This window comes from Oceanisphaera sp. IT1-181, from assembly GCF_033807535.1.
GTDB lineage: Bacteria > Pseudomonadota > Gammaproteobacteria > Enterobacterales > Aeromonadaceae > Oceanimonas.
Window position 1 is genome coordinate 2718000 of the sequence record NZ_CP136856.1, and the last position, 12661, is coordinate 2730660.

The 12661-nt window shown below is 48.9% G+C and carries 10 protein-coding genes and 1 pseudogene; 5 read left to right on the top strand and 6 right to left on the bottom strand.

Annotated elements, in window-relative coordinates; genetic code table 11:
- Nucleotides 1-64: 64 nt before the first annotated feature.
- On the bottom strand, nucleotides 65-1663 hold the full coding sequence (locus R0134_RS12045) for an isocitrate lyase (protein WP_319782195.1): 1599 nt from the start codon (nucleotides 1661-1663) through the stop codon (nucleotides 65-67).
- An 887-nt stretch (nucleotides 1664-2550) separates the two neighbouring features.
- On the opposite strand from R0134_RS12045, the pseudogene ahpF reads away from it, so the two are divergent.
- Nucleotides 2551-3732 (top strand): annotated as a pseudogene (gene ahpF, locus R0134_RS12050) (alkyl hydroperoxide reductase subunit F); the annotation flags it as partial.
- A 108-nt stretch (nucleotides 3733-3840) separates the two neighbouring features.
- Here the strand turns inward: ahpF and yejK are convergent.
- On the bottom strand, nucleotides 3841-4833 hold the full coding sequence (gene yejK / locus R0134_RS12055) for a nucleoid-associated protein YejK (protein ID WP_319782196.1): 993 nt from the start codon (nucleotides 4831-4833) through the stop codon (nucleotides 3841-3843).
- A gap of 77 nt (nucleotides 4834-4910) precedes the next feature.
- Between yejK and R0134_RS12060 the strand changes: the two genes are divergently transcribed.
- Complete coding sequence (locus R0134_RS12060) at nucleotides 4911-5138, top strand: DUF1414 domain-containing protein (RefSeq protein WP_319782197.1); 228 nt, start codon at nucleotides 4911-4913, stop codon at nucleotides 5136-5138.
- A gap of 87 nt (nucleotides 5139-5225) precedes the next feature.
- Nucleotides 5226-7088 (top strand): DUF3413 domain-containing protein, encoded by a 1863-nt coding sequence (locus R0134_RS12065; RefSeq protein ID WP_319782198.1) that lies wholly within the window; start codon nucleotides 5226-5228, stop codon nucleotides 7086-7088.
- Nucleotides 7089-7215: 127 nt separating this feature from the next.
- Here the strand turns inward: R0134_RS12065 and R0134_RS12070 are convergent, their stop codons facing one another.
- The gene (locus R0134_RS12070; protein ID WP_413641463.1) at nucleotides 7216-7608 is read right to left on the bottom strand and encodes an NlpC/P60 family protein; all 393 of its coding nucleotides are present in this window, start codon (nucleotides 7606-7608) and stop codon (nucleotides 7216-7218) included.
- Nucleotides 7609-7859: 251 nt separating this feature from the next.
- Between R0134_RS12070 and R0134_RS12075 the strand changes: the two genes are divergently transcribed.
- Nucleotides 7860-8642 carry a 4'-phosphopantetheinyl transferase family protein gene (locus R0134_RS12075; RefSeq protein ID WP_319782200.1) on the top strand — a complete coding sequence of 261 codons (783 nt, stop codon included), beginning with the start codon at nucleotides 7860-7862 and terminating at the stop codon, nucleotides 8640-8642.
- Between the two features lie 38 nt (nucleotides 8643-8680).
- Nucleotides 8681-9517: a tetratricopeptide repeat protein gene (locus tag R0134_RS12080; RefSeq protein ID WP_319782201.1), complete on the top strand. Its 837-nt coding sequence runs from the start codon at nucleotides 8681-8683 to the stop codon at nucleotides 9515-9517.
- A 140-nt stretch (nucleotides 9518-9657) separates the two neighbouring features.
- Here R0134_RS12080 and R0134_RS12085 read toward each other — a convergent pair whose 3' ends face one another.
- The 3 genes from R0134_RS12085 to R0134_RS12095 form a co-directional block, all read right to left on the bottom strand.
- Nucleotides 9658-10995, bottom strand: coding sequence for a sodium-dependent transporter (locus R0134_RS12085; protein WP_319782202.1), 1338 nt, complete (start codon nucleotides 10993-10995; stop codon nucleotides 9658-9660).
- A gap of 264 nt (nucleotides 10996-11259) precedes the next feature.
- On the bottom strand, nucleotides 11260-12339 hold the full coding sequence (locus R0134_RS12090) for an AI-2E family transporter (RefSeq protein WP_319782203.1): 1080 nt from the start codon (nucleotides 12337-12339) through the stop codon (nucleotides 11260-11262).
- 12 nt (nucleotides 12340-12351) lie between these two features.
- Nucleotides 12352-12597: a sulfurtransferase TusA family protein gene (locus R0134_RS12095; protein ID WP_319782205.1), complete on the bottom strand. Its 246-nt coding sequence runs from the start codon at nucleotides 12595-12597 to the stop codon at nucleotides 12352-12354.
- Nucleotides 12598-12661 lie beyond the last annotated feature (64 nt).

A 12661-nucleotide genomic window follows, 5' to 3' on the forward strand; every position in this document is an offset into this window, starting at 1 on the left:
ATTGGCTGCCATAAAGTAAGGGAACACTACTCTGAGCACACCTCAGAGGTCACACTTTTTTATATTAAACGTTTTCAAACTGACCCATGGTGTTGTCTTTACCGCCCGCCTTCAGGGCAGCTTCACCGGCAAAGAACTCTTTATGATCATCACCAATGTTGGAGCCTGCCATATCTTGGTGTTTCACGGTGGCGATGCCCTCGCGAATTTCTTTACGCTGCACATCGGCTACATAAGCCAGCATACCGCGTTCACCAAAGTAACCCTTGGCCAAGTTGTCGGTCGACAGTGCCGCCGTGTGATAAGTAGGAAGTGTGATCAAATGATGGAAGATACCTGCTTCGCGCGCAGAGTCGCGCTGGAAGTTAGCCGTCCATTCATCCGCCAATTTACCCAGTGCGGAGTCATCATAATCCACACTCATCAGCTTTTCTCTGTCGTAACCGTTCAGATCCTTACCTTCTTCTGCCCAAGCGTCGTATACCTGCTGGCGGAAGTTCAGCGTCCAGTTAAAGGAAGGGCTGTTGTTATAAACCAGCTTGGCATTAGGCACAGTTTCGCGAATACGATTCACCATGGCGGCAATTTGGCCGACGTGAGGCTTCTCAGTTTCAATCCACAATAAATCAGCACCGTGCTGCAAGCTGGCGATACAATCCATCACCACTCGGTCTTCGCCTGAACCTTCTTTGAACTGAAACAAGCCAGAGGCTAAGCGCTTAGGCTTCACTAACTGACCGTTTTGTTTGATCACCACATCGCCGTTGTTAATGTCTTCGGCGCTGTTAATAATGTCGCCATCGATATAGCTGTTGTATTGGTCACCTAAATCGCCAGGCTCGTTGGTAACGGCAATTTGCTTGGTTAAGCCCGCGCCCAAGGAGTCGGTACGCGCCACTATCACGCCATCGTCAACGCCGAGCTCTAAAAAGGCCAAGCGCACCGCATTAATCTTTGATAAGAAGTCTGCATGGGGCACAGTTACTTTGCCGTCTTGATGGCCACACTGCTTTTCATCGGACACTTGGTTTTCAATCTGAATACAGCAAGCGCCGGCTTCAATCATTTTCTTGGCCAGCAAGTAGGTGGCCTCATCGTTACCAAAACCCGCATCAATATCGGCAATAATCGGCACTACGTGGGTTTGATGATTATCAATTTGCGTCTGAATATCGCGCATCTTAATCGCATCATCTGCTGCTTCTGCCGCTTCAAGATCACGGAATAGATGGTTAAGCTCCCAGGCATCAGCTTGGCGTAAGAAGGTATACAGCTCACTGATAAGATCCGGCACTGCGGTTTTTTCGTGCATGGATTGATCCGGCAGTGGACCAAACTGTGAGCGTAACGCCGCTACCATCCAGCCAGACAGATACAAGTAACGGCGCTCTGTGCTGGCAAAGTGTTTCTTAATGGAAATCATCTTCTGCTGGCCGATAAATCCGTGCCAGCAACCGAGTGACTGAGTGTACTTACTGCTGTCTTGGTCGTAATTCGCCATGTCATCACGCATGATTTTTGCCGTGTACTTGGCGATATCTAACCCAGTTTTAAATTTATTCTGGATACGCATACGCGCAGCATGCGCCGGCTTAATGGCGCCCCAGCTCGGGTTTTGTTTGAGTAACGTGGTAAGTGCATCAAGTTCGCTTGCGTATGGCATAGTGTCTGTCCTTTATGAGGCTATCAATTAATATGCGTACTTTACTTGTAAACTAAATACTTCTAGAACCTAGCTACTCTTAAATCCGTACTGGCTCTGTTATGAGGGCCGCAGGTTATTTTTATTAGATGTCGGTTAAGTAGCGTTTTACCATATCTTTTTATTATCATCGTTCCCGCTCATTTTGCGCCGCGTTACAACCTTAATCTGACCAAAAAACAAAAGTAAAGCAAGCCACGCAGTAACAAATTTATAACACAGGTCACATAACCGCCTATTTTTACCACTAAAATATGATCTTAAAATCAAAATTTAGACGCTTAGACTGGCTAATTAACAGCTAAATCATGTCAGAAACGCTTCGAGCAGCGTACATTTACGCCAATACTTCAATTAACGAGATAAGGCACACTACTTTATGAAACAAAATTGCTTGCCATTCATCTCCTAACATAAATATCTCGCAAAGCAAACTACTCTCCCGACTCTCAGCTAGCCATCATTACGACTTAGACTCTCACTCACGCCAAATGCTGCACAGCAAAATATTTACCATTTAACTCGACCCAGCTCACATAAGTACATGAAAAAATGCAATTCATGCCTGTGCTATCACATTACTTAAGCGCTTTTTCTTAATTCCCCTACGGCTCTCTTTCCCTAGCACTCACTCTTAACTCTCTCTTATCTCACCCTCTATCTCATTCTCTCTCATCTATCATTTTGCACACTCGATTACCGCCAAGGAAATTGATAGTTATTAGCTATTACTGACCTCATCCTCGAAACTCAATGTTTATGTTAAATTTTAATCATAAATATCAGTTAGTTATGGTTTAGCCATTATTAATTAGTAAGAATTAGGTCAGTATCAACACTGAGATCGTCAGAACTGCCCCGATGTAGTGCAGGCACTGAATCTGATGGCCACCCTTAATCCGAATATCACCCATGTGATGATAGACGGCGCCCTGTTTCAAGAAGAAATCGAGCAGCGCCAAGTGATGACGGTGCCCGCTATCTATCTGAATGGTTAGCACTTTGGCCAAGGTCGCATCAGCCTAGAAGAAATCATCAATAAGTTAGATACGGGTGCTACTGATCGCCAAGCTGCCAGCTTAAATGAGCAAGCAACCTTCGATGTATTAGTAGTAGGCGGCGGACCTGCCGGTGCGGCAGCCGCCATTTATGCGGCGCGTAAAGGTATTCGTACTGGGCTTGTGGCCGAGCGTTTCGGCGGTCAGGTGCAAGACACCATGGGCATAGAAAACTTTATTTCCGTGCCCTATACCGAAGGCCCAAAACTGGTGGCCAGCCTTGAGCAACATGTAAAAGAATACGGCGTGGAAATTATTACCAATCAGCACGTGGCAGATATCACCACCATCTCCTCCACTAATCCAGACTAAGCAGGCTTGCAGGTTACGCTGGCCAGTGGCGCCACGCTTAAGAGCCGTTCGATGATTTTGGCTACCGGTGCCCGCTGGCGTGAGCTGAACGTGCCCGGTGAACAGGAATATCGCAATAAAGGCGTGGCCTATTGCCCACACTGTGACGGCCCTTTCTACAAAGGCAAACGCGTGGCAGTGGTCGGTGGCGGTAACTCTGGTATAGAAGCCGCCATCGACTTGGCGGGCATAGTCGAGCATGTCACCGTACTGGAATTTTCCGACCACTTACGGGCCGACGAAGTGCTGCAGCGCAAAGCCAAGTCTTTGGCCAATATCGACATTATTACTCATGCTCAGACTACAGAAGTGCTGGGTGACGGCCAGAAAGTCAGCGGCATGCACTATATCGATAGAGTCAGTGGTGAGCTGCAGCATTTAAGTTTGGCTGGCATTTTCGTGCAAATCGGCTTGGTGCCAAATACAGAGTTCTTGCAAGGCTCAGCCGTGGAGCTAACCCGCTTTGGTGAAGTGATCATCGATGCCAAGGGTGCAACCTCAATGCCCGGCGTGTTTGCCGCTGGTGATGCCACTACCGTGCCTTACAAGCAAATTGTGATTGCTATGAGTGCCGGTGCCACCGCCGCCTTGAGTGCCTATGATCATTTGATTAGATCATAAACATAACGCCATACGATATACGCTGTATGCCATACGTAAAAGACACCAAACTAACCGTTTGGTGTCTTTCTGTCTGATAGCGTAAGGCGTACTGCGTAAGGCGTTATTTTACTTCACTAACTGCGACTTCAAATTGGGTGGCAGGCCTTGAATAACCAAAGTATCGGTATTGGCGTCGTATTGAATGCGATCCCCTAGCAGCTTTTGATCGAAGCTGATGGTTAAGCCGCCGCCGGATCCTACGTATTTGGTTAAGCCTTTTAAGGCCGAGCGATCCACCGGAAACTTATCTTCCAGCTGATATTCTTCGCTGACAAACTGATAAAAATCCAAGTCATTGTCGGTGCCCATTTCGGCCGATAATTCGCGCAGCTCCAGCTCTTCGCCTTCTTTTAGCTGCTCGCGGCAGTACTTATTAACCAGAGCCTTACTTTCGAGCTTTTCTTCGGGGCTTAATTGGCGCGCTTCACAAAACTCATCCACGGCTTTTAGCAGGCCTTGGCTTTGCGCCTTAGGATCCATGCCTTCTACGCACGATAAGAAATTTAAGAAAAAGTCAGACACCTTGCGCCCAGCGCGGCCCTTAATAAAGGAGAAATAGCGGCGCGAGTCAGGACGAATGCGCAGTTCAGTTAAGTCTAAGCGCGCAGCCAACTGCATCTTTCCTAAGTCCAAGTAGCTAGCATGACTCACTTCCAGTTTCTCGGTCACGGTAACGCTGTCTTTGTTATCTAACAGGGCAATTAATAAGTAATGTGCACCCAGCCATTGGTAGCGCACAAATAGCAGCACGCCCTGCTCGCTCATGTCTAAACGTTTGAGCTCAGCGAGCAAGCGCTCACCGGCCTGATGGCTAAAGGCGGCAAAGGTTAAGCTTTGATCTTCAACTCGGCGTACAAGATCGCGAAAGCTGTCGTCTTCGTCATTGAAGTAGCCAAAAATCTTACCGGCCTTGGTGTTGTAAATATGATGCAGCTCAGCCATTAAGTGATTCACTGCCGGCCCTGTAGCGAGCTCTTCTTCACGCGTGGCAAGCTGGGTCTGACCCTGCTCATCCAAAAATAGGGAATGTACTATGATGTGTTCTATGTCCAAGCTCATAACAGATTGCCGTAGAGTTGCCTGATGGGGTGGGGTATTATAGCCGTCCTGTTATCAAGATACATGATTGAACGCCCATGCCTGTTATTTCCAAGTACGAAAAAGAATTTGACCAATTATTAAGCGAGCTTGAAGCCGTGATGGACCAACATTTGGCTCCTGCCGACTTACGCTTGATGGTGTTAGGTAATTTGGCGACCCATATTATTAATCACCAAATTGCCCCGGGACAACGCAAAACCATAGCGGATAAGTTTGCTAAGGTACTCACTGCCTCGGTAGATACGCAAAAAGGGGCTCACTAAGAGCCTTTTTTATCGCTAATGTTGGATTTTTTACTCACTGCTGGCGACGTATTGCTAGCTGATAGGTGTTAACGAAACTGCTTAATTATGCTCAAAACCGGTAATCTCTATCGCGACAATGTTTCTCACCTGATTGGCTGGGGACACTGGTTAGTCTTTTTTAACGTGCTGCTCGCCATGTTGGTGTCTAGCCGGTTTTTATTGATCGCTGGCTGGCCTGACACCTTGCTCGGCAGCTTTTATTTGCTGATCAGCTGGGCCGGTCATTTCGCTTTCCTGACTTTTTTTACCTACCTGCTAACGCTGTTTCCACTGACCTTTTTGTTTCCTAATCTGCGCACCTTGCAATGGCTGGCGGCCGCCATTGGCACCGCGGCCCTAACGCTGTTACTGGTCGACTCGCAAGTATTTAGCCTATTTAAGTTTCACCTTAATCCCACTGTGTGGCGGTTATTACTCGAACAAGCGCAAACTGAGCAAGCCTCGGGTTGGGGCTGGCTGTTTGTCTGGGTGCCTGTGGTCTTCTTATTTGAGCTGTGGCTGGCCGGCTGGTTATGGCGTTGGAGCCAACGCCGCCGTCGCTCCCTCACTTGGCCATTAGCAGTGCCGCTCTTGGCTTGCTTTTTTCTCACCCACAGCCTACATATTTGGGCGGATGCCTATGTGTATACGCCGATCACCGAGCAAAAAGCGAACTTTCCGCTGTCTTATCCCATGACTGCCAAGAGCTTCTTGATCAAACAAGGGTGGTTAGACGAAGACCAATACAAGCAACTGTCTCAACAAGTGCCTGAGCACGCTAAGCGCAAGCTCAACTACCCACTGCGGCCCCTGTCGGTCACCGCACCTGAATTGGCACCCAATATTTTATTGGTGGTGGCCGATGGCCTGCGTGGGGATCAGCTTGATGCTATTACCATGCCTAACCTGCATCGTTTTGCCGAGCGGCACTTGCGCTTTAACGATCACTTAAGTGCCGGTAATAACACCCAAGCATCCTTGTTTAGCTTGTTTTATAGCTTGCCCAGTCGCTATCGCACCGATGCAGAGCAAGAAGGCGTCGCGCCGTTATTGATCAGTGAATTGCAGCGCCAAGATTATCGCTTTGGTTTATTTGCCAGCGGCGGCTTAGACGAATCTGTGTATCAGAAAGCCATTTTTTCCTCCTTGCGCCACAGCAGCTTTAGCCACGCTACTGGTGGTGCTAAAGGCGATAACCACATAGTGTCTGAGTTTAATAGTTGGTTGGCACAGCAAGATGAGCAGAGACCTTGGTTTTCGTTTATCTATTTAGATGCCATTAATGGTCTGGACTTGCCTGAGGGTGCCACTGGTCCCTTCCAACCATCATTGTCTAAGATTAATCCGGCCCAGCCTTATCAAAATATCGAGCGAGAAGCGCTGTTTAATCGCTATCGTAACTCGGTATTTTATACGGACCGCCTGTTAGGTCAGTTATTGTCCTTACCTCAGTACCGCAATGAGCAAGAGCGTGACACTATTATTATTGTGACTTCTAGTCATGGTATGGAGTTTAACGATTATGACAATAATACTTGGGGTTCGGGCAATGCCTATTCTTTGGCTCAACTACAAGTACCATTAGTGATTGCTTGGCCAGGGCGAGATCAGCCCATGAGTTTTGATTACCCAACCAGCCAGCTGGACTTAGCCCCTAGTCTTATGCGCCAAGCCCTCGGCGTGCAAAGCCCAGCGCGCAGTTACAGTACCGGTCAGTCGCTGTTTAAAGCCAACGATGACAGGTGGCGCTTAGCCTCTGACGAAGATGAATATGCCATTTATCAGCATAACGACATCACGTTGTTTAATCGCCGCGGCGACATGCAATTGTTGCGCGCCAAAGACTACCAGCTCGAGTCTAATGACAGCCCAGAGCTGTCGTTATTACTGCAAGTGATGAGCGATTTAAATCGTTTTCAAGGTAAATAAGCTGGAAGCTGGAAGAAAATATTAGGCCTTAAACAAGTAAGTGAATCTTGGCTCTTGGCTCCACCCATAAAAAAACACCGAACTTTTCAGTTCGGTGTTTTTTTAACGACTATTGCTCACGCTGCGATTAATGCGTGTCTAACAGGCGGCGTGCTTGCCAGTAGCGGCTGCGCCAATACACGTTGTCTAACCGCGAAATGGTCACACCGACACTGGAAGAGGCATGGGCAAATTTGCCATCCCCTACATAAACGCCATTATGTTGAGTACGGCCGGTGCGAAAGAACACTAAATCGCCGGGCTGTAACTCTTGCTGGGAAATTTCTCGTCCCAGCTCTATTTGTTCATAAGTGCTTCTGGGCAACTCCATGCCATAGGCTTCTTGATACACATTACGCGTAAAAGCCGAGCAATCGATACCTTGGTCATCTACTCCACCAAAACGGTAAGGCGTGCCTCGCCATTTTTGATACGCCTGATTTAAGTTACGCATCGAGCTCAGAGTCTGCTTTCGCTTCATCGGTGCAGTACTAATACTGTAAGTAAGGGAAGAAGTGGGCTTTTTTGCAACCAACTTTTTTCCTGACTCTTGCTTGGGGCTGCTACTGCAACCGGCAATCAGCAATAAGCCGCTAAGAATAATTACCTTTTTCATAAGAATTATGGCAACCAGTTGTTAATAGGAAGTGGTTAACAATAATGGAAATTAATGATAATAAATATTAATCGCACAGATAGTAGTGCAGAAGGTAGGGGCTTTGCAAAAATAATATGAGTATAAACAAGGATATTTTTAACCGACTGCTGATTTGTGACGCAAATCACCTCATTTTGCCACCCGATGCCCATGAGTCACTATCAACGCCGGAGCGGGTTCGTCTGGCACAGATAGCGAATCCAGTGCCCGCTAAACTCTTTCTGCTGGGGCGCTATCTACTGCGCCAACTCTTGGCTCCCAAACTACTGCTTAGTCCGTCCCAGATCTCAATTTCAATAAATAATAAAGGTAAGCCAACCTTGTTTAGGCCGGAAATGTGTAGGCCCGATAAGTTATTGCCTAACAGGTTAAACCCTAGCTGGCACTTCAATATCAGTCACACTGGCAGCCTATTGGCGCTGGCTATCAGTAATCAGGCGCCCTTGGGCGTGGATCTGGAATCACGCCAGCTATCAAACACTCAAATACAACGCTTAGCACGGCGCTACTTTAGTGAAGACGAACAAGCCTGGTTGGCTCAGCACCCTGAGCCTGAGCATTTTTTACGGTTATGGACCATCAAAGAAGCCGTGCTTAAGGCGCACGGTGGGGGCATTGCCAATAACTTAAGCGCCGTGCACTGGCAACCCGAACAAGACTATGCTCGGTTTGACGAGCAGCACTATCAGTTACAGCACTTTTTATTGCAGGAGGATAAAGATGCCAGTAGCCGACTGACACTGGCCATCCAAGGCGCGCAGGCTACCCCACTGGAGCTATTGAGCGTGGCTGATTTAGGGCTAGCGCTTGAAATTAGCGGTGATCAGCCCAACATATGTGTGAGCCAAGGCATATAAGCCCTTAAATTTTTTCTTATCCAGCGAGACGCTTATCTATGATAGTTGACATCAATGTACAGAATTTTCAGCAAGCGTTAATTGACGCCTCCATGGCTAAAACCGTGGTGATCTTCTTTCATGCAGAGGCTGTGCCCGAATGCCAAGCCATGAGCCCAGTGCTGGAAAGACTGATTGGCGACGATCATGCCCAACTGGACTTAGCCCGCGTCGATGTAGCAGACCCTCAGCTGCAAAGCTTGGCCTCGCAATTAGGCCTGCGCGCGCTACCTGCTATGGTGGCCTTTAAAGACGGTCAGCCGGTAGATGTGTTAGAAGGTCCCCAAGACGAAGCGGCCATTACCGACTTCTTAGCGCCCTACCAGCCCAACGAGGCCGAGTTATTGCTGGATGAAGCAAAGCAGCTCCTAGGCACAGACCCACAAGCGGCCTACGGCCTGTTACAGCAAGCTCGTGCACTGCAAGACAGTTCGGCTATTCGTCTCTACTTGGCGGAAGCGGCATTGGCACTGAATAAGCTGGAAGAGACCAAGCAATTGCTCGCCAGCATCGGCATGGCCGACCAAGATAGCCAATATCAGCATATTTTGGCGCGTTTAGAGCTGGCAGAAGAAGCCGCCGATAGCCCAGAGATCCGTGAATTAGAAGAAAAGCTGGCCGCAGAGCCAGAGTCATTGAGCTTAAAAGAAGAATTGGCGGTGCAGTTATTTCAAGCGGGTCGTCAAGAAGAAGCGCTGCAATTACTGGTCAGCGTATTGCAAAAAGATCTGGCCTTTGGTGATGCCAGAAAACACTTCTTAGATATGTTGATCACCTTAGGCGCCGACCCTATAGCCTCAACTTATCGTCGCAAGCTGTACAGTATGCTCTACTAACAGCGCCCAGCGCCTAGATAAAACAGAGCAAAACCGGATCCTGACTTTCGTCAGGAAGACGGCAGAAAAAAAGCCCCGCACCTTCTAGGTTTGGGGCTTTTGTTTAGCTGGGTGCCGGGCGCTCGGCCCTCGGCGCTAGTTTACCAATTACTGGCGATCACTAAGATAACCAATAACGGGCAGACCACACGCACGTAGGTGGGCCAGATCCGCCAAAACAGGCTGCTAGACAGTTCAGGCGTGCCTTGTACCAACTCTTCAAACAACTTAGCCCGTCCCCACATCCAACCGCCTAACAGCACGAAGCCCAAGCCCACTAAAGGCTGAATTTGCTGGGTAGACAGACGAATAACGAAGCCAAACAAGCTGCCAAAGTTAAAACAGATAATCACGCTCAGCACCGCTAATCCTGTTCCCAATACCCAAGTCATGAACGGTCGCGAGGCTTTGAAGCGCTCTGTAGTATAAGACACCGGCACTTCTAACATGGAAATCGACGACGTCAGGGCCGCTATGCCCATCAACACAAAAAACACCAGCGACATCACGAGCCCAGACGGCCCCATGGTCTCGAATAAGGCAGGCAGCACGGTAAAGACTAAGGTATCAGAGTCCAGCAGGCTGCCGTCATCGGCAAAGATAGTCACGCCGTTATTCATGGCCACAAACATGGCCGGCAAAATCACCAAGCCCGCTAAAAAGGCCACGCCGGTATCGAGTAAGGTAATTTGCAGCGCAGTGCGCGGAATGTTTTCTTGCTTACTCAGGTAAGAGCCATACATCAACATGGAGCAGCCACCTATGGTCAGCGAGAAAAACGCCTGCCCCATGGCACTCACCAATAATTTAGGCTCCAATACTTTGCTAAAATCCGGCACTAAATAATGTTTTAGGCCAGCCATGGCGCCTTTTTGAGTGAGGATGTAAAAAAATAGCACCAAAAACAGCACAAATAACGCCGGCATTAGGCGAGCCGACCAGCGCTCTATACCGTTACGTACACCCGCTTGCACCACCAAGATAGTCAGCAAATAGAAGATCAGGGTACCCACAATATTGCGGCCCAAGCCAAAGGCTTGCAGCCACTCGGTGGCACTGTCCCAGCCCATCAGACGCGTAATGGCCGCCGCCAAGAAGGCCAGCAGCCAACCGGCGACGATGGCATAAAAAGTCAACACTAGGCTTGGCACCAACATGCCCAAATAACCCACGGCCGCGGCGAGCTGCTTTTGTATGCCACTGCGGCCCAGCTTGCGCACCGAGTCCACGGGGTTGGCTTGGCCGTAGCGACCGATGGCCACCTCCATCACCAGCATGGGAAAGCCCAGTAGCATCACCAATAGCAAGTACGCCATTAAGAAGGCGCCGCCGCCATTGCTGGCCGCTTGTGTGGGGAAACCCCAAATGTTACCTAGCCCTACCGCAGCACCTGCCGCCGCCATGATAAAGCCAAAGCGTGAGCCAAAATGTTCTCTCACTTTTCTATCCTTTATTGCGTTAGTTAAATTTGTGTTCTAAAGCACTTAGTGCAGCCACCTTCGTGCAATATGTGAATATCGACGCTGAGTTAAAATATAACATCGTCTTTTGTTTCGCTCAGGTATTGCCTGAAGGTATTAGTTTTGCTGCGCAAAACCAGCCGGCTAAAGCGGCTTCTACATTCGTGCCATCTGCGGAAAACACCGTTATTTACACTAAATCCATTTGATCACGCGTTTTAACCGCGACAACCCATTCGGCACTTAACCCTCTTTGTGCTCAAGCACGGGCACTGACTCATCACGAGGCCAGGCGTTAAACACGGCTTTGACCAGCGTTGCCAGTGGGATGGCAAAAAATACGCCCCAAAAGCCCCACAGTCCGCCAAAAATAAGCACCGCCATAATAATGGCTATCGGATGCAGGTTTACCGCTTCTGAAAACAAAATCGGCACTAACACGTTGCCATCCAGCGCTTGGATAATGCTGTAGGCGACGATTAAGTAAAAGAACGGCGGCGTAAAACCCCACTGAAACAAACCCACCATGGCCACGGGTACGGTAGCCGCCGCAGCACCTATGTAGGGGATCAGTACCGAAAAACCCACCAACACCGACAGCAACAAGGGGTAGCGCAAGTCGAGCAGCATAAAGGTGATGTAACTAACGCCACCAACAATACATATTTCTATCACCTTACCGCGCACATAGTTGGCAATTTGTACGTTCATTTCTCGCCATACTCGCGATACCAGCTCGCGATTTCGCGGTAGAAAACGGCGGCTGCTGTTCATTAATTGACGCTTATCTTTGAGCATAAAGAACACCAGCACCGACACCAAAAGCAGATACACCATCAGCACGGCCGCGTTGGTCAGCGAGCTGAATGACACACTTACAATGGCATTGGCCGAGCCCAGCAAGCGGCTGCGCCCATCGTCGAGTATGCTTTGCATCAAGGTCACATCGACAATTTCAGGATAGCGCTCGGGTAGCGTGAGCAATGCGTCTTGGGTGCTGGTGATCATGGTGGGTATTTCACGAGCCAAGTTCGCCATTTGCGATAAAAAGGTCGGCACTATACTGATCAGCGAGACCACCACCACTATGGCGAACAGTAGTTGTACTACAGCTGTCGCCAATACCCGTTTAAACCCCCAACGTTCGAGGCGACTGACCGGCCAGTCCAACAAATACGCGATCACCACGGCGGCAAAAAATGGCGCCAAAATATGGCCGAGAAAATACACCACCACAAAGCCAAATAGCAGGCTTAAAAATAGCGCCACCGCACCGGGATCCGTAAAACGAGTCCGATACCAATGCTTAATAACGTCTAGCATGCAATTCGTTCCTTATGGTGCTTTAGTAATGAGTAAGATCAGCAGATGGCCATCGTCACTTTCTTCGGTGAGCCCGTGCCCCATGCGTAATAGATAGGAAGGAATATCTTGGCGGGATCCCGCATCTGAGATACATAAACGCAATTGTTGTCCTACAGAGGCGGCTTTAAGCCACATTTTCATGCGCAGTAATGGCAGCGGGCAGCGCCACGCACTCGCATCCAGTGTTTCCACCTTATCTTCAGTAAAAAATGACACTCATTATCCCTTGGCTGGCAGCCACAAACAATGCTTGTTACGCCTTATGGGGGCAGGTATTCTG